This is a genomic window from uncultured Rhodococcus sp. (assembly GCF_963525155.1).
Lineage (GTDB): Bacteria > Actinomycetota > Actinomycetes > Mycobacteriales > Mycobacteriaceae > Rhodococcus_F > Rhodococcus_F qingshengii.
Genome location: NZ_CAURKP010000064.1, coordinates 11,859 through 28,082 on the forward strand (window position 1 = coordinate 11,859; position 16,224 = coordinate 28,082).

A 16,224-nucleotide genomic window follows, 5' to 3' on the forward strand; every position below is an offset into this window, starting at 1 on the left:
TGGTGCGCAACTCGGAATGCTTGCTGCGTGATTCAAACGTGGTCGTGAACCGGCGACGGAATCTTGTTGGAACGATACGAGTCTCCGCTCCGGTTCGGCCGCCAGAGACGCCAGTGCTTCGCGGACAGCCGGAACGGGAGATGGTCTTGTAGGTGACGAGCACCGGACGACAACCGTTCGTCTGCAGGCAGGTTGAGCCACAGGGACAGTGAGGATGCCGCGTTGCCAAGGGTTGCGCGTATGCCTGACTCACCCAGAGTCCGGCCGTATCCATCCACGGCAAAACGGCCGAACGCGTCGGGGGTGATGTCGGGGTACGGCGCGCGCGTGTTGGGGTCGATCAGGCGTACGGGCGTGCTGCAGGTCAGTGCCACCAAAGAACGTCCGTGGGTTGTGACCGCATCGGAACCAACAAGGGCATCGAGCGCTTCGTTGACAGAACCCGGTGGGACGTTCCATTCGGTATGGGTTTGCGCTTTGTAGCTGGGCCCACCGAGGATCCCGGTGGCAAGCTCTGTCAATTGCGCGGTCGGCGCGGGTTGCCCGCCCTGGCGGATCTCTAATCTCCACGACGGCAACGACACTGGTTCGATGCAGGCTTCCAGAAATGTCTGCAGGCGTTGGAATGCCACGTCGGGACGCTTGACTCGAAGCGAGTGTGCACCACCGGCGGACCCGGGCAACCCGTCGTATGTCACTACCTCGGGCAATGCGGCTTCCGGTGTCCGCGCCGTCACAGGTTAGCCAATCGCGAAAGCACTACCCCGGCTGGTTCCTCCGTCGCGTGGCGATAGCCAGTACCAGCCCACAGGTGCATTCGCTCGGGATCTGCTTGCGCAACAGCGGCTTTGCGCATCGGGTTGGTCAGGTGATGGATGGCCGGGTACCCGATGGGCGCTTGTGCGTCGTAGCGATCGATGAACTCGTTCCGAAGTGCTCGTGCGGGACGTCCCGTGAAAGCTCTTGTGACGAATGTGTTCCCGCGTGACGTGTCGGCCAGAGCTGCCTTGTGCGGAGCCGAGGCACCACACTCCTCGGTGCGCAGCAGTACGGTACCGACCACTGCCGCGTCCGCTCCGGCACGTAAGGCAGCAGCGACGTCGGCGGAGGTCGCCAGTCCACCGGCCGCCAATAGCGGAACCGACGTGCGGTGACGGATTTGTGCGATCAATTCGGTGATCGGTGTTTCTGCCGGAACCTGCAGGGGAGTGAGCGTTCCGGAGTGGCCGCCGGCAGCCGACGATTGCACCACAAGCAGATCGGCACCGGCGTCGACGGCAAGGAGCGCCTCTGCCTCCGAAGTCACTGTGAGGACGACAAGTGAACCGGCAGCGCGCAGCGCCTTGATGACGCCCGGTGCGGGAAAGCCGAAGGTGAAGCTGACCACCGGAACCGGGCTGGCCAGGAGCAGATCGATCTTGTCCGCGAAACAGTCGTCGTCTTCGACAGGCTCACCGTCAGCCAGTGTGATGCCGTAGCGATCCGCCTCGACCTGGATCGCCCTGGCGTAGGCACGGTAGGCATCGACATCGACAGGCACCGGGTTGGGCGCAAAGACGTTGACACCGAACGACACTCCCTCGGCGCGCACGGCGTCGATCTGTTCGGACAGAGCCTGAGGCGTCTTGTACCCGGCGGCGAGGAAGCCGAGACCGCCTGCGCGAGAGGCAGCAGCAACAAGTGCCGGTGTGGAAGCGCCGCCGGCCATGGGCGCTGCGATGACAGGGACCTTCAGGTCGAGATCGGTTGTGAGTGCGCTCATTCGAACATCTCCAGTCCTACGTCGGATAGTGCTCCGGCGGTTTCGTCATCTGACATCAAAAACTACCTCCTCAGTCGAGGTGGCTGTCCGAGGGTCCGCATCGAGATCGGAAGGGAATCGGAACCGCAAAACCGCGGCGGCCACTGCCGCGCCCAGAACGACGGCCGCACCCAACAGCAGAGCGTCGCGATACCCGTCTCGCAGCAACGGAGTGACAACGAGTGGGCCGAGAATCTGACCGACGCTGTATCCAGCGGTCAGCAACGCCACGGCGCGTGGGAACTGCAGGTGCGCGCCGATTGCCAACACAATTGACCCGATACCAAGGAAGGTGACACCGAACAGGAAAGCTGAAATCAGTGCGGGGCCGACGCCTCCGATCACAGCAGGAAGCGCTATGCCCACCGCCTGAATCAACAGGGCAACGAGAAGCAGAGTCGGCCTCGACCAACGCAGGCTGAGCCAAGCCCACAGGGCGCATGAGGGAAATGCGGCCAGACCGACCACTATCCAAGCGCCGCTGCCGACCCATTCTGGAGCGGCGAGATCGATTGCGGCAACAAGGAACGTGCCCGCGATGATGTAGCCGATGCCTTCCAGGAAATAGCTGATGAACAAGGCAGTGAACCCGCGTTGGGAACTGGGAGTTCCCAACGCGTCCGGTGTGATGACCGGACGCGGTTCCGGCGTCAATCCCCAGGCTGCGACCGCACTCACCACTGCAAGGGCCGCAGATGCCAGCCAGGCAGTGCTCCAGGTGCCGACGAAGCGGACGACCAACACGAGGACCCCGGACAGGGCGATACCCAACCCAACTCCGCCGAATCCCCATCCGGCCAGGAATTGGGACTGCCCCCGAAGGTGCGCGTGCAAAGCGCTGACGGCGATCATGAAGACGAGGGCACTGGCAATGCCTGCGACGAGCCGCAGGGCGAACCAGATGGATCCGTCGTGGGTAGTGGGCATGAGCGCCAAAGTCGCGATGAGGACCACCAACGACGTACGCATCACCGCTGCCGAGCGCACCACGCCGGGAATGAGGATTCCCGCGAGCGCGCCGATCAGGTACCCGATGTAGTTGGCCGTCGCCAGGGTGGCGCCGAGCGAGGCGGACAGACCGGCCTGCGTGTGCATCAACGGCAGAATCGGTGTGTAGACGAATCGACCGATTCCCATGCTCGCCGCCAGCGCAGCGGCAGCTTGGACAGCGTGCGCTCGCGGGGAGACGCCGTTGTGGATTGTGGTCATGGTCTTATCGTGTGCCCCGGCCCCGCCGGACCGCCACGACCGCTTTGCTCCTGACTGATAGGCACAACCTCCCACCGCACGTAGCATGAAGGATCGTGGAGCTGCGTCAGCTGAGATATTTCGAGGTCGTCGCCGAGGAATTGCACTTCGGCCGAGCCGCGGCGCGGCTACTGATAGCCGGGCCGTCATTGTCGCAGCAGATCATGGCACTCGAACGCGACCTCGGCGTCAAGCTGTTCGTCCGCGACCGTCGTTCCGTCGCTCTGACGCCAGCCGGCGCGGCCCTGCTCCCTGATGTCCGTGCGCTACTCGAGAGTGCCGAGAATCTGCGACGCCGCGCGGAGCGTCTGTCCGGAGCGGAGCCCGTCCGGATCGGCTACGTCAATTGGCTCCCCACGGATCTGATCGCGCGCACTTCAGGGGTCGCGCAACTGCACGTCGACGCCTGGGTGGTGCCTTCGCACGCGCAGGCCGCGCGGGTAGCGGACGGCAGCCTCGACCTGGCGATCGCCTGGGTGCGGAAAACCGATGTCGCCCAACATGCTCTGAGCGCAAGACTGCTCGGTGCGGATCGGCTGTACGCGGTCTCCACCGGAGAGGACACCACACCGGTGCGAGCCCGCGACGTCGTCGTACTCGTCGACGACGACACCACCTCCTGGTATTCGTGGAACGTCTACGCCGAAGAATTCGCTCGCGATACCGGCGCACAGATCCTGCGCATCAACGACGGTGGTATCACCGGTCCGGCATTCTTCGATCACGTCCGTGCCGTCGGCCGTCCGGTCGTCAACTCGCCCAAAGGGCAGACCATCACGTTGCCAAGCGATCTCACTGCACGTGCGGTGATCGACCCCGCGGCGATCTGGACGTGGTCACTCCTGTGCCGCGAGAACGAAACGCGCCCTGCAGTTCTCGCGGCCGTCGACGCTCTCACCCGCGGCGTCACTGATCTCGAAATCCACGAAGACGGGATATGGCTACCCATGGACGATCCTTACCGGAGGACTCGATGACACGACGCGCTATTCGAGTTTTCTGGGGACGACGGCCGGAATCGGTGCAGGCCGTGGCCTCCCGGTGGCGTCGGACGTTGGAGCAAGTCGAATTCCTGTTGCCCGAGGTGGTCGGCGGGTCGTGGCAACAGATCCATTCCGCTGGACCTGCTACTGCCGTGACCGTCGACCAGTTGGCGCAGGTCCTCGAGAACGCGCAGGCCGCCAAAGACTGGTCGGATCGTCTGGGAATCGGATTGAGGCTCGCATCCAGTGGAGGGCCCGAATGGGGGCTCGAACTCTCCGGGTTGGCGGGCGGCGAACCTGAAATCGTCCTTCAGTCGATGATTCTTGCCGTCAGCGCGCCGGACACCGCCGAAGTTCCTGAGACAGAACTACTTCGGATGCTCGCCGCGGAGTGGGAACCGGACTTCGGAGACGTCACCGACGACAACATCCTCGACGCTCTCGAAGACGAGTCCGACTATCGCGTCGGTGATCCCGTGATCGGACGAGTCGGCTACCTCTCGTCCGCTCGCGCTGACGCGATCCCGGGTGACCTCGCAGCAGGCGTTGCCGCGTTACCGGGCGGCGTGTTGCTACAGATCGGGGCCGTCGATGGGGTCGTTCGGGCGTACGAGCGCCTGCGCGAGACCGGCGCACTCGATCCGCTTCCGCGTCCACTGGACCGCGCAGTCTTCTGAAGGTGGTTACCGTTTGTCGAGTTTGGGTAGCCCGGACGTCGGAACGAACTCTCACCGCGGCACTGCCGCCGAAAAATGAACCGAAAGGCCCACCGCATGGTTGACGTCACCCGCAAATTCACCGCCGAGGTACCGATCGAAAAGGCTGCGGCGTTTCTCCGCGACTTCGCCAATGCGCCGACATGGGATCCGGGCACCGAGAGCTGCACGCAGATCTCCGACGGCCCTGTCGGCGTCGGAACCCAGTGGCACAACGTGTCCAAGCTGTTCGGCGTCACCACGGAACTGACGTACACGCTGGTGACCGACGAGCTGAATCACGTTGTTCTCGAAGGAAAGAACAAGACTGCCACCAGTACCGACGACATCACCTTGACTTCAGTGAGTCCGAACTCGACCGAGATCGAATATCACGCGAACGTCGAGTTCAACGGTGCCGCCAAGATTGCGTCGCCTCTCCTGAAGGCGGGATTCGAAGCCAAAGTGGCACCAGAGACGGTGAAGAAGATGACGGAAGCCCTCGAAGCGCTCTGACAAGTCCGTCAGGTTCTTGTCACTGTGTGTTGCCGCCGCTCGCGCCACCGTTGCGAGCTTCGATGGCATCGATGGACTTCGTGAACGACTTTCCCAGCACTTGGGTGCCGACGAGTCCGAGTACCGACGCCAGGAGCTTTCCCTTGAGGTTCTTGCCGTCCCGGACCACGACGGCGTCGACATCGGTCAGACCCGTTGGCTGCCGGGTCAGCGTGTAGGTATGGCTCGACGCCCCGCCCCACAGGTTGGAGTCGGTGGTTGTCATCACGACGCGGTGCGGGTCGGTCCAGTCGTAGTGCAGACGCTCCCAGATACCACTGGAGCCCTCGGTGACATCAGCATCGTGGGGTCCTTGTTGGTGCACTTTCAGGTAGCTGTCCGCACTGCGGCCGAAGATTTCCTCACGGCCCGGGCCGAAGTCGGTCAGGCCGGCAAGGACCTGTTCGGGCGTCGCAGTGGTCGTCTTGTGAAGATGGATCGTGGTCATGGCGCCTTCTTTCAACTGTGGATGATCCGGTGCTGAAAAAGCCGGGGAGTGACTCATCCAGCACACCACTCACACGAAATGAATGAAAGAGAATTGCTCGCCCTGTCTCGATCGGCTGTCTCGATCCGCTATTCGACGCCGCGCCGGCTGGCAGTGATTGCGCCGTGCGGCCTGTAGCCGCTCCCCGTCCGGGTATGGGTCTCGATCACGTCGAAGCCCGCTGTGACCAGCACCTCGGCAAGTTCGGTCACCGGCCATCGATAACCAGTCGTCGCGGCATGATCAAAAGGCTCTACCGTTGTGCCTTCGAAGAAGCCCACCAGCAACCCACCACCTGGGCGGATCACGCGCGCGAATTCAGCGAGCGGTGCCTCGATATCTTGCGGGTGATGGTGAATGAGCGAGTACCAGGACAGCACGCCGCCCAGTGAATTCGTTTTCGCGTCCAACGCCTCGAAGCCCCCGACCTCGAAGGAAAGATCCGGGTATTGGTTGCGTGCTCGTTCGACGAACTCGGGCACGAGATCGATCCCGCTCACAGCCAGCCCGGCCTGGGCCAGGAAGTCTGTCCACTGCCCCGGCCCGCACCCGGCGTCGAGCACGGGGCCGGTCAAAGTGGCAGCCCAGCTGGTCACCAGGGCCCGATCAGATACGTGCGTCGAATCCATCGAGCCGAAGAGGTCCGTGTACTCCTGGGATCTGGCCGAATACGAATCTCGGACTACGTCGCGGCGCGTTGCACTCGAATTATCCACGCCGTCAATGATTATCGATGTGCACTATTCCTTCACCACAACTCGCCGAACCGAAGGTGCATACTCTGTTGAAGGCCTACGGTCTCGACCGAAAAACTGAGGTCACATGGTGAAAGAGAAAGAACTGACGGCGAAGATCCGCGAGCTACTCAGTGCCCGATCAGCCGAGTCGAGCATCTGCCCCTCCGACGTGGCCCGCGCAGCGGCACCCGACGATTGGCGGCCGCTGATGGAACCCGTCCGAGAGGCTGCCCGCCGCATGGTGGCCGACGGCGAAGTACAGATCACCCAGGGCGGCGAAGTCGTCGACCCGGAATCCGTACGAGGTCCGATCAGGATTCGGTGGGCTCGTTGATCAACCGCGTGACTTCTGGCGGCACTGCTCTCGCAGCGTGAATCAGCGGAAACGGTCCAGATGCTCACGCAGGAACGCATCCAGGCTTCGTGGCTCACGCCCCAGGACACGTGCCACCGTGTCGGTGGGTGACTCCGGGCGCGAGACGGCAAGTTGCTGGATCTCCAGAATGTGCTCGGCCAGCCACGGAGGCATGTGGGCATGATCGACGAGGTTTTGCCGCAGTTCGTGCGGTGGCAGGTCGATATATTGGACGGGGCGATCGAGCATGCGGGTCAGAGAATCGGCGATGCCGCCGTAGCCGACTGCCTCGCTGCCCGTCAGGACGTAGGTACCGCCGGCGAGGTCGGCGCGTGTGAGCACGGCCGCGGCGACGTCACCGATGTCTCGGCAGTCGATCCAGTTGCACGGCGCGTCCCGCATCGCGCCCAGAATCACCCCCTGCGCAGCCACCGCCGGAGCCAGGAGCAACAGATTCTGCATGAACGCATAAGGGCGGAGCAGAGTGTGGCGGATCCCGGATGCGCGCAGGTGTTCACCGACAGCGTGGTGGCCGCGGGAGAGAGCGATGGGGGAGTCGGCCGCGGCGGCGGGGTCGGAGATCTTGACGATGTGTTCGACGCCGCTCTCGGCGGCTATGTCGAACACACGCGTTTCGAGTTCGACCTGTTCGAGTCCGTTGGCCATGGCGAGGAAAAGCTGTTCGGCCCCTTTGAAAGCCGTCCGTAGCGAAGTTGGGTCTGCGGCATCGGCCGGCACTACTTCGACCAAACCGTCGGCCAAGTCGCCGAGGTGGGCGCTCAGCCTGTCCGGGTCGCGGGACAGCGCTCGGCTCGGCACACCCGAGGATGCGAGACTGTGTAGCAACGCGCCGCCTGTGGTTCCGGACGCTCCCATGATGACGATCATCGTGTTCCTTTCGGTCTTCCCCGGGAAGCCGGGGATCGTTGACATGTGTTGTCTGTCAGGGATTCTGACGGCGCCATCGCCAGCTGACGATGACGGCAGCGACAGCGGCAGATATCGGTAGATCGAGTTGCAGGCGAGCAAGCCAAGCAGTGTCGACCACGCTCGTGTGAGCTGGTAGCCAACGGGAGGCGAACCACCCGACGAGACCAGCAATCACAGCGGCTCCGACGGCAAGAATTGCCGCCACCATGATGCGAGGCAGGGCCGTGGTCCACGGCCGTGACCTCCCGCGACGCTGCAGCCAGGAGCCGATCAGCAACGCCACCACTGCCGACGTGCCCGCAATGGACGTAAATGCCGCCATCGTGAGGCCCGATTGGCCGGATGCGACTCCGCCCGCACCCGCCATCAGCGCAGGGGCAAGGTAGGCGACCAGCACCTCTCTCCACAGGATGAAAGGTCGTGCGCCGCGACGATCGGCAACCGAGTCGAATCGATTGGAATCGGTTATCTCCCTTTTGTTTTCGCGACGGATCGGTGGGGTGAGTCCGGACATGAAGGAGACCAACTTTCCGTTTATAATTAGGTGGCTAACTATTCGGGCATGGAGGGAGAAGCCTTTGTCGAGAATTGACGACGATTCGAATCGCTACACGAATGCCTGGAATCCCAGCCGACTACTCCGCAGTCAGCGCACCGATACCGCGAACGACCCGCGAGAGCAGATCCAGAAAAACCGCACGCTCGTCGACAGTGAGCTCGTCGACCATTTCCTCGAGACGAGCAAAGTGTTCGGGCGCCATGTCACGTAAACGCTGAGCGCCGCGAGCAGTCAGGACGACCACCGCACCACGCCCGTCCTCCGCGGACGGACGCCGAGCGACCAAACCCTCCTGCTCGAGGCCGTCGACCAGGCCGGTGACCGTGGCTCGCGAGACGCCGAGATCAGCGGCCAGTCGCGAGGGAGATTTCTCCCCGCCGTGGTCTTCCAGATCCGCAAGCAATCGGTAACGGCCGGTCGACAGTCCATACCTCGCGAAGTGAACCTCGGTTGCTCGACCGAGCCGCGCGCCCGCCGAGATCAGCCGCACCGCAACCAGCACAGCCTGCGGATCGGACCCGAGGCCGTAGTGCTCCAACTGCCGCCGCGCCTGATCCAACGTGGGTGAGTCGTGATCGGTTCCGTCCACTGCCATGCAACTAATATGGCACCTAACTACATTCTGGTCAACCCTCCACCAGAGCTAGCTTCAAACGCCGAACAATACCTGCGGGGCCGCATGGCAGTCCGGGTGATTGCCGGGATACGGCAGGACCTTCTCGAGGGCGAGCCCAATCGCGAAGGCCGTCTGGTCGTCGTACGGTCGCGTAACTATCTGTGTGCCCGTGGGGATTCCGTTCCGAGCGAAACCGGTGGGGATTGTCAGCACCGGGCAGCTACTCAGGATGTTGAAGGTGATGGCCGGCACAGCCTCGAGGTAGAACTCCAATTCTGTTCCAGCCACATTGATTCCGTGTTCGACGTAGTCGTCGCCGGCAAGAAAGCCGTCCGTCGCCACTGCCGGAGTGATCAACGCGTCATAGGTATCGAAAAGGGATCCGACCGATGAATACAGTTCGGCTTCGATCGCGAGTCCGTCGAGGAAAGTCGCGTCACCACGGGTGCGGCGTGCCCACCGGGCGAATTCCTTCGCGTACTCCGTGACCTTGCCGGGGTGCGCGGACACTTCGGCAGAGATCGAAGCACCGAACACGTGGTCGTAGTGAATGGCGGCCGCGCGCATGACGGCAGTGCGGGACAGGTCGACTTCGATGATCTCCGCGCGTGCGCCCAGAGCGGTGAGGGTGTCCACCAACTTCGCCGTGTTCTCGGCGATGTCCGAATCAACCGGCCAGTCACCTAATGCGGGAATCACGGCAATACGCATTCCCGCGCACGAACGCGTTGCGAAGGTAGGTAACTGCGATGCCGGTACACTCGAGGCAATGTCAGTGGAGGTCGGTCCCGCGATGACCGACTGCATTGTGAGGCAATCACTTACGGTGCGCGCCATCGGACCGCAGTGGCAGTAGCGATCGAGATTGAAGGGCGGATCAACGGGGACACGGCCATGCGGTGGCTTGAACCCGACAATTCCGTTGAACGACGACGGAGTTCGGATCGATCCTGCAACATCGGAACCGGTAGCCAAGTGCGTCATCCCCGTGGCAAGTGCGACTGCCGATCCACCGGAAGACCCGCCGGAGGAGTATTTCGTGTTCCACGGATTGCGAGTGACGCCCCACAACTCGGACTGTGTGAACGCGGCCGAGGAGAATTCGGGCGCCGTCGATCGCGCGTGGACGATTGCACCGGCATCGATGATTCTCTGCACGAAAGTCGAAGTGTGAGTGGCGATCACATCCTCATAGACCTTGGACCCTTGAGTCCAAGGTTGGCCTTGTACCGCTTCATCCTCTTTCACCACAACGGGAACACCGGCGAGCGGAAGGCTGACATCCGAGCCGCGGGCGTAGTGGCGTTCCGCTGACTTCGCTTGTGCTCGTGCAGTAGCGAAGAAAGTGTGTCCCACTGCGTTCAAGGTTGGGTTGAGCGCCTCGATACGTTCGATGGTGGACTCGAGCACTTCCACCGGAGAAAGCGATTTGTCCCGGTAGCGTTCGAGCAACTCGGCCACATCCATGAATGCCGAAGCGGGTGTCTGGTGCATATCTGTTGTCCTGCCTCTATGAAGGTTTGTGTAGGCGACTAGGTTGTCAGTTCGCGCTCTGCCACGACGGGACTGCGGAATGTCGCGAGCAGCATTGCCAGAGTTGCGATTCCCGCGGCTGTCCAGAAGACCGTTTCGGAACCGGAGTGGTCGTGAATGCGTCCGCCCGAAAACGCACCGAGCGCGATGCTTGCATTGAAGACTGCAACCCACAGAGCAGAAGCGGCCTCGCGGTGAACGGGAGCTGCTTGTGCGATCCATGTTTGAGTACTCACCGATACACCACCGTAGAAGAGGCCCCAAGCCGCCATGAGCAGAGCAGCTGTGATCAAGGTGGTAGCCGAGATCGGAAACAGGGCGAGTGTGACCGCTACTCCCGCGCTGAGGATGACGACCACAGTCTTCGGAGACTTGGCTGCAGATGGCCCGGCAATGAAGTTGCCGACGACGCCCAGAGCCCCGTAGATCAAGAGCATCGTGCCGATCTGTGCAGGGCTCAACCCTGCGAAGAACTCCAGCCCCGGACGCACATAGGTGTACGCCGCGAAATGAGCGGTGACGATGAGCGCAGTAATCGCAAATCCGACCCGGACTCCTGGGTTCCGAAAGGCCGCCACGAGACTCCCGAGCGACAAGGCCCGATCAGCTGGCATCGTGGGTAGGACAGCGATCATGGCGATCGCGATCAGCGTCGCGGCGCAGCTGAGAGTCCAGAACGCCACGCTCCATCCGGCGACTGCCCCGATATACGTCCCAGCAGGGACACCGAGAACTGAGGCAACAGCGATTCCGCTGAAGATGATCGTGGTCGCCAACCCGACGGATCTGGTCTCCACCAACCTGGGAGCCAGGCTTGCGGCGAGTGCCCAGACTCCGCCCATGCTCACGCCTAGAAGGACGCGAGCCACAGCGAGGACAACGAAGCTCGGAGCAAGGGCCGTGAGGGCGTTCGCCGCTGCGACTAACAGCATCAAGACGATGAGCGTCGACCGACGATCGAAGCGCCGGGTCACGATGGGCACGAACGGGGCAGTGGCCGCTGCCACCAATCCGGTAATGGCCAGTGAGAGCCCGATGGTCCCTTCGCTTTCCACCAGGTCAGCACCGATCGGGGTGAGTAGCCCGACCGGCATCATCTCTGCCGCGACAACGATGAAGGTGGACGCTGCGATCAGCGCGACCGCAGCCCAGTGGTTCTCAATGGTGTGTGCGTGGGTTGAGGACGTGGACGCAGGGCTGTTCTGTGCAGATGCGGAGTGGGGCATGTAACCAGAGAAGCTCCCGCACGCCGATGGATCAACGGCGAATCGCTCATCCAACCATTAGCTCAATTCATCGATGAGCCATGATGGAGTGGTCGAATGAGTCCAGGGTCGGAGTGAAAATGTCGGAGCCTCCGATGCGTGAGATCGAGTGCTTCCTCGTTCTCGCTGAAGAACTGCACTTCGGTCGCACCGGCGAGCGGCTGTTCATCTCCCAGAGCCGAGTGAGTCAGCTGATCAGCGCATTGGAGCGTCGTATCGGCACAAGCCTGGTAGCGCGGACCAGTCGCCGCGTTCACCTGACTGAATTCGGCGCCGAATTTCTTGCGTCGTTGGCTCCCGCCCATCGGGCGCTCGTCGGAGTAATCGAGGACGCTCAATCGAGAGCACGCAACACGCCGACGCCGTTTCGGGTGGGTTTCCAAGGAGCAATTTACGATTCGATCGCGGCTGCTGTCTCTCGTTTCGAGATACAACATCCGCAAACATGCGTGACCATCAAAGAATTACCCCTGGGTGATCCGTTCAGTGATGTACTCGCCGGGCGAATCGATGCGGCAGTGGCCCTTCTCCCCGTAGATGAGCCGGAACTGACAACCGGGCTCGTCTTTTCTCGACAGCCCCAGACGCTGGCCGTCTCAGTCCATCACCCGTTCAGCGAACTGGGCGTGATCGACGCCGAGCAGTTGGCGCAGATCTGCCTGGTACCCATCACCGGCCCCGCCCCCGACTATTGGCAGCGTGTGAATTCCCCGAGCACGACGCCGGGCGGAGCCACGATTCCCACGCAGGGTGGGGCGAGCACCGTTCAGGAAGGCCTGTCGCAGGTCGCATTCAGTCAGGTCGGCCTCATCCTCTGCGCAGCAACCGCTACATACAGCCAGCGCTCGGACATCACATTCGTACCGATCAACGGATTACCCGAATCTGCTTTGGGTCTCGTGTGGCGTACCGATCTCGAAAGCCCACGACTTCGCGCTTTCGCGAAAGCGATCGAGGAAGCACACACCTGTCCCTCCTGACGGCGATCAGTAAGTCGCGGAAGGACTCCGGGGCATTGGGATGCATCGTGTGTGAGATGATCGCGCCATGTCTGCGATCACCGACTACTTCACCGCGCGCACGGATGAGCATGCCACCTCTGCCCTCGAGGGACTCGTCGACTTGGAACCAGAGGTGATTGAGGCGAACGCAGCTTCTCGCCCGCGGATCCAGTTGGCTGCGAGTGGGACTCCAGTTCTGCAGGCGAAAGGCGTCGATCCAGTTGTCGCGCTCGGCCGACTGGAAGCAGCCCTCACCGCTCGCCCCTACGACGAGATCGCAAAAGGTCCACGCTGCGGGAAACTCGTCGCAATGAGCGACGACGGCGACACCCTCGTGCTCACGGTTACCGACGAATTGCGTGAAGCACTAGCGGAATTGAACGCTGAAGGCGTCGCGGCCGCTGCGGCCGCCTGGGCGATTGACGAGACCAGTGAACCGTCGGAGGAATCGGTGCCGTTCCTGACCGCCTTCGCCGAACTAGCGACCAGAGCTGTGGCTCAGAACGAACGAATGTACGGCTACGTCGTCATCTGATGTTCAGATCCACACCAGATAACAACCGCCGCAACATTCTTCGAGTCAGTTGACCTGACGATCCCGCCCTTGCCAGAACTCCTGGCGAAGCTTGAACTTCTGGATCTTTCCGGTAGCAGTGCGCGCCAATTCCGAGCGGAACTCGACGCGCTTCGGGCACTTGTAGCCGGCAAGTCGTGTCCTGCAGTGGGCGATGAGTGCTGCTTCGTCGATCGGTTCCACGCTCTCGTCGAGCACGACGAGCGCAGTTACCAATTCACCCCACTTCTCGTCCGGGATACCGATGACTGCGACCTCCCTGACCGCCGGATGCGACATGAGCGCGTCCTCGACCTCGATCGAAGTCACGTTCTCGCCACCGGTGATGATGACGTCCTTCTTCCGGTCGGCGATCGTGACGTAGCCGTCATCGAAGGTTCCGCCGTCTCCGGTGTGGAACCAGTCGTCCTCCAGCGCACTCGCTGTTGCCTCCGGATTCTCCCAGTACGACGCGAGGATGTGGTTGGACCGTGCGAGTACCTCACCGGTGTCGTCGACCTTGATCTGCACGCCGATTGCCGGGGCGCCCGCGCGGCCGAGCAGTCGGGCCTGCTCGGGCACCGGCAGGTCGTCCCACTCGGCACGCATACGCGACATCGTGAGCAGTGGCGACGTCTCGGTGAGACCGTAGATCTGAATGAACTCCCAACCAAGATCGACCCTGATCCGCTCGATCGTTCGGGTCGGGGGCGGGGCGCCCGCGACGATGATGCGCACCCGGTCGCGCCCTGGAATCTCTCCCTCCCACGTCTTGGCGGCGTCCAGGATCGCCGACACGACGGCCGGCGCAGCACACAGATACGTGACACCGTGCTCTTCGATGCGGCGCAGGATCTCCGCACCGTCAACTTTGCGTAGGACGACGCTCTTTGCGCCGATTGCCGTCGTGACGAAGGGATGTCCCCAGCCGTTGGCATGGAAGGTGGGCAGCGTGTGCAGGTACACGTCTCGATCGGTAACGGTTGCCTGCCAACCGAACACGACCGCGTTGATCCAGTTGCTGCGGTGCGTTAGCTGCACGCCTTTAGGACGGGCGGTGGTTCCGGAGGTGTAGTTGATCGTGGCGGTCGCGTTCTCCTTCGTAGCCGCGTCCGCGACCCACGGCTTCGGATCTGCGTTCGGCCCCCAGATCCGATTGTCGTCTCGGCCGAGGACGAACGTGCGCTTGCACGGCACCTCGGCGACCAGGTGTTCGAGTTCCGGGTCGACCAACAAGACCTCGGCTCCCGAGTGCTCCACGATGTACTGGATCTCCGGAACGCTGAGTCTGAAGTTGATGGGCACCAGCACCCGGCCCCACCCGGCGACGCCGTAGAACGAGGCGAGGAATCGGGCCGCGTTGTGCGACACGATGGCAACACGACCACCGACCGGGACGCCCAACTCGTCGAGCGTCGCCGCTTGCCGTCGAGCGAGGTCTCCGAGGTCGGCGAACGTGATCTCGCCCCACGACTGCGCCGGCTGATCCGGCTCGTCGACGACGGCGACCCGATCGGGATAGACAGTGACCGCTCGGTCGAGGAAATCACTGATGGTCAGCGGGATGATCATGCGCACTCCAGGTCTTGGACCGACGATGAGGCCCGGGAGAGACGATGAGGCCCGGGAGATCCGACAAAGACGGATAGTTTTGCCCGCGTTCGGCACTGTCACCACCCTCCGAAGAGGGTATCGATTCCAGGTTCCCTCGGCCCCTTCTTCGGAGGGTACGAATTGCCGACGTCACCGGTCACGGCAATGAGCCATGACGGTCAGGCGATCATGCCGCCTCGACGAGCAAGGACAACAGCCTCCAACCGAGTGCTCGCGCCGAGCTTGTGCATAGCGGACTTCATGTAACTCTTGACCGTGAAGAGAGCCAGACCCAACACACCGGCAATCTGGTTGTTCGTCATCCCTGCGCCGGCCACCGTCAGGACGTCGATTTCACGTTTGGTCAGCGAAGCGCCGGAGACGCTTTCCTCGGAGCGTTCCCCCTCGTCGACCAGCCGCGCGGCGGCCTTGGCGAGTGCCGCACGCACATCGGCATCAGCGACACTGCCGGCGAGGAGCCGTAATTCCGCATAGACCGATCGCACCTGCTCACGCAAACGCGCATTCACGGCCGCCGCTTCGGACAACACGTCGTCAGTCGAAGTCACCGCACTGACAGCTAATTCTTGCTCCAGCGCACGCGCTTCCTGCACGACGGTGTCCTCGATGCGACCTCCCACGATCTCGGAAGTGCGAAACGCGCCGTAGATGACACCTACCGTCTGACGCCCGACAATGATCGGCGTCGCGACGAGCGCCTTGAGACGCTCCGCGCGGATGACCTTGTCGTATCGGTGCGTGATCACCTGGGTGTCGAAATAGTCGTTCACGGCGATAGGCCGACGCATGACGGCTACCTTGCCGCCGAGTCCCTCACTGGGATCCAGGGTCAATCCGGGGAGTGCTCCGAGGGTCGGGCCGTCGAAGCGCTCGATGAGGAGGTTTCCAGCCCTGTTGACGGGCCCACCGAATGCCAGTGAGGCCCCTGTTGCGACCCGGACGCGCTTGAGAGCGCGTTCCATACGCGTGCCCAGATCCTGCGCTGTCATGCTCGTTCGATCCCCTATCAGGAGGGTGTACCCGGCGCCCAGTTCCATCCCCCTGTGACGGCTATCATAGCGGCGTGTGCAGGTTGCACCATCCCGCCCCGGACGTTGCCCTCTACCGGCACTGACCAGGCCCGATTCGACGGGCGTCACGGATCGTATGCAGCTCACCTACCGGTCAGCCGGGGATCTGCAGGGCCAGATCGTTGCGGTCGAAGTCGGAGAACTGCCGGGTGTCAGTGCAGTATCCGCAGCTCGCTCCGAAGAACTCGGTGCGGGCGTTCGGATCGTCGAGTAGCCAGTACC

18 protein-coding genes are annotated in these 16,224 nt (G+C 62.7%); 6 read left to right on the forward strand and 12 right to left on the reverse strand.

Going from position 1 to position 16,224, the window contains the following annotated elements; genetic code table 11:
• Positions 1–32: 32 nt before the first annotated feature.
• Genes RWT78_RS14915 through RWT78_RS14925 form a run of 3 tightly spaced genes read right to left on the reverse strand, consistent with a single transcriptional unit; the run spans position 33 to position 3,010 of the window.
• Positions 33–737 (reverse strand): hypothetical protein, encoded by a 705-nt coding sequence (locus tag RWT78_RS14915; protein WP_314676441.1) that lies wholly within the window; start codon positions 735–737, stop codon positions 33–35.
• The gene (locus RWT78_RS14920) at positions 734–1,762 is read right to left on the reverse strand and encodes a nitronate monooxygenase (protein ID WP_314676442.1); all 1,029 of its coding nucleotides are present in this window, start codon (positions 1,760–1,762) and stop codon (positions 734–736) included. Before RWT78_RS14920 ends, RWT78_RS14915 begins: the two co-directional genes overlap by 4 nt.
• Before the next feature lie 45 nt (positions 1,763–1,807).
• Positions 1,808–3,010, reverse strand: coding sequence for a YbfB/YjiJ family MFS transporter (locus tag RWT78_RS14925; protein WP_314676443.1), 1,203 nt, complete (start codon positions 3,008–3,010; stop codon positions 1,808–1,810).
• A 95-nt stretch (positions 3,011–3,105) separates the two neighbouring features.
• Between RWT78_RS14925 and RWT78_RS14930 the strand changes: the two genes are divergently transcribed.
• The 3 genes from RWT78_RS14930 to RWT78_RS14940 all read left to right on the forward strand — a co-directional run bounded on the left by RWT78_RS14930 (position 3,106) and on the right by RWT78_RS14940 (position 5,243).
• The gene (locus RWT78_RS14930; protein WP_075834863.1) at positions 3,106–4,026 is read left to right on the forward strand and encodes a LysR family transcriptional regulator; all 921 of its coding nucleotides are present in this window, start codon (positions 3,106–3,108) and stop codon (positions 4,024–4,026) included.
• Positions 4,023–4,709 (forward strand): hypothetical protein, encoded by a 687-nt coding sequence (locus RWT78_RS14935; protein ID WP_314676444.1) that lies wholly within the window; start codon positions 4,023–4,025, stop codon positions 4,707–4,709. The genes RWT78_RS14930 and RWT78_RS14935 overlap by 4 nt, the downstream gene beginning before the upstream one ends.
• Before the next feature lie 96 nt (positions 4,710–4,805).
• Complete coding sequence (locus tag RWT78_RS14940) at positions 4,806–5,243, forward strand: SRPBCC family protein (RefSeq protein WP_046379623.1); 438 nt, start codon at positions 4,806–4,808, stop codon at positions 5,241–5,243.
• A gap of 19 nt (positions 5,244–5,262) precedes the next feature.
• Here the strand turns inward: RWT78_RS14940 and RWT78_RS14945 are convergent, their stop codons facing one another.
• Both RWT78_RS14945 and RWT78_RS14950 read right to left on the reverse strand, forming a co-directional pair.
• Positions 5,263–5,730: a hypothetical protein gene (locus tag RWT78_RS14945; RefSeq protein ID WP_020971317.1), complete on the reverse strand. Its 468-nt coding sequence runs from the start codon at positions 5,728–5,730 to the stop codon at positions 5,263–5,265.
• Positions 5,731–5,858: 128 nt separating this feature from the next.
• Positions 5,859–6,485 carry a class I SAM-dependent methyltransferase gene (locus RWT78_RS14950; RefSeq protein WP_003943146.1) on the reverse strand — a complete coding sequence of 209 codons (627 nt, stop codon included), beginning with the start codon at positions 6,483–6,485 and terminating at the stop codon, positions 5,859–5,861.
• Between the two features lie 106 nt (positions 6,486–6,591).
• On the opposite strand from RWT78_RS14950, the gene RWT78_RS14955 reads away from it, so the two are divergent.
• The gene (locus RWT78_RS14955; protein ID WP_314676446.1) at positions 6,592–6,840 is read left to right on the forward strand and encodes a DUF3253 domain-containing protein; all 249 of its coding nucleotides are present in this window, start codon (positions 6,592–6,594) and stop codon (positions 6,838–6,840) included.
• A gap of 42 nt (positions 6,841–6,882) precedes the next feature.
• On the opposite strand, the gene RWT78_RS14960 is transcribed toward RWT78_RS14955, so the two are convergent.
• The 5 genes from RWT78_RS14960 to RWT78_RS14980 all read right to left on the reverse strand — a co-directional run bounded on the left by RWT78_RS14960 (position 6,883) and on the right by RWT78_RS14980 (position 11,725).
• Positions 6,883–7,794 (reverse strand): NmrA family NAD(P)-binding protein, encoded by a 912-nt coding sequence (locus RWT78_RS14960; protein WP_314676447.1) that lies wholly within the window; start codon positions 7,792–7,794, stop codon positions 6,883–6,885.
• 10 nt (positions 7,795–7,804) lie between these two features.
• Complete coding sequence (locus tag RWT78_RS14965) at positions 7,805–8,305, reverse strand: hypothetical protein (protein WP_314676448.1); 501 nt, start codon at positions 8,303–8,305, stop codon at positions 7,805–7,807.
• 121 nt (positions 8,306–8,426) lie between these two features.
• A complete protein-coding gene (locus tag RWT78_RS14970) occupies positions 8,427–8,945 on the reverse strand; it encodes a MarR family transcriptional regulator (RefSeq protein WP_314676449.1) in 519 nt (172 codons plus the stop codon).
• Between the two features lie 54 nt (positions 8,946–8,999).
• The gene (locus tag RWT78_RS14975; RefSeq protein WP_314676450.1) at positions 9,000–10,460 is read right to left on the reverse strand and encodes an amidase; all 1,461 of its coding nucleotides are present in this window, start codon (positions 10,458–10,460) and stop codon (positions 9,000–9,002) included.
• Between the two features lie 38 nt (positions 10,461–10,498).
• Positions 10,499–11,725 carry an MFS transporter gene (locus RWT78_RS14980; protein ID WP_314676451.1) on the reverse strand — a complete coding sequence of 409 codons (1,227 nt, stop codon included), beginning with the start codon at positions 11,723–11,725 and terminating at the stop codon, positions 10,499–10,501.
• A gap of 119 nt (positions 11,726–11,844) precedes the next feature.
• Here RWT78_RS14980 and RWT78_RS14985 point away from each other — a divergent pair, with 119 nt between their 5' ends.
• Both RWT78_RS14985 and RWT78_RS14990 read left to right on the forward strand, forming a co-directional pair.
• Positions 11,845–12,744, forward strand: a complete 900-nt coding sequence (locus RWT78_RS14985; protein WP_283377102.1) for a LysR family transcriptional regulator — start codon at positions 11,845–11,847, stop codon at positions 12,742–12,744.
• A gap of 67 nt (positions 12,745–12,811) precedes the next feature.
• Complete coding sequence (locus RWT78_RS14990) at positions 12,812–13,300, forward strand: hypothetical protein (protein WP_314676453.1); 489 nt, start codon at positions 12,812–12,814, stop codon at positions 13,298–13,300.
• Positions 13,301–13,345: 45 nt separating this feature from the next.
• Here the strand turns inward: RWT78_RS14990 and RWT78_RS14995 are convergent, their stop codons facing one another.
• Positions 13,346–14,890, reverse strand: coding sequence for an AMP-binding protein (locus tag RWT78_RS14995; RefSeq protein ID WP_003943017.1), 1,545 nt, complete (start codon positions 14,888–14,890; stop codon positions 13,346–13,348).
• 200 nt (positions 14,891–15,090) lie between these two features.
• A complete protein-coding gene (locus RWT78_RS15000) occupies positions 15,091–15,921 on the reverse strand; it encodes a LuxR C-terminal-related transcriptional regulator (protein ID WP_085989953.1) in 831 nt (276 codons plus the stop codon).
• Positions 15,922–16,224 lie beyond the last annotated feature (303 nt).

Coding starts and splice junctions, on each gene's coding strand:
- RWT78_RS15000 (WP_085989953.1), bottom strand. CDS start 15,921: ATGACAGCGCAGGATCTGGGCACGCGTATGGAACGCGCTCTCAAGCGC.
- RWT78_RS14975 (WP_314676450.1), bottom strand. CDS start 10,460: ATGCACCAGACACCCGCTTCGGCATTCATGGATGTGGCCGAGTTGCTC.
- RWT78_RS14925 (WP_314676443.1), bottom strand. CDS start 3,010: ATGACCACAATCCACAACGGCGTCTCCCCGCGAGCGCACGCTGTCCAA.
- RWT78_RS14980 (WP_314676451.1), bottom strand. CDS start 11,725: ATGCCCCACTCCGCATCTGCACAGAACAGCCCTGCGTCCACGTCCTCA.
- RWT78_RS14965 (WP_314676448.1), bottom strand. CDS start 8,305: ATGTCCGGACTCACCCCACCGATCCGTCGCGAAAACAAAAGGGAGATA.
- RWT78_RS14970 (WP_314676449.1), bottom strand. CDS start 8,945: ATGGCAGTGGACGGAACCGATCACGACTCACCCACGTTGGATCAGGCG.
- RWT78_RS14990 (WP_314676453.1), top strand. CDS start 12,812: ATGTCTGCGATCACCGACTACTTCACCGCGCGCACGGATGAGCATGCC.
- RWT78_RS14960 (WP_314676447.1), bottom strand. CDS start 7,794: ATGTCAACGATCCCCGGCTTCCCGGGGAAGACCGAAAGGAACACGATG.
- RWT78_RS14955 (WP_314676446.1), top strand. CDS start 6,592: ATGGTGAAAGAGAAAGAACTGACGGCGAAGATCCGCGAGCTACTCAGT.
- RWT78_RS14940 (WP_046379623.1), top strand. CDS start 4,806: ATGGTTGACGTCACCCGCAAATTCACCGCCGAGGTACCGATCGAAAAG.
- RWT78_RS14995 (WP_003943017.1), bottom strand. CDS start 14,890: ATGATCATCCCGCTGACCATCAGTGATTTCCTCGACCGAGCGGTCACT.
- RWT78_RS14945 (WP_020971317.1), bottom strand. CDS start 5,730: ATGACCACGATCCATCTTCACAAGACGACCACTGCGACGCCCGAACAG.
- RWT78_RS14985 (WP_283377102.1), top strand. CDS start 11,845: ATGTCGGAGCCTCCGATGCGTGAGATCGAGTGCTTCCTCGTTCTCGCT.
- RWT78_RS14935 (WP_314676444.1), top strand. CDS start 4,023: ATGACACGACGCGCTATTCGAGTTTTCTGGGGACGACGGCCGGAATCG.
- RWT78_RS14920 (WP_314676442.1), bottom strand. CDS start 1,762: ATGAGCGCACTCACAACCGATCTCGACCTGAAGGTCCCTGTCATCGCA.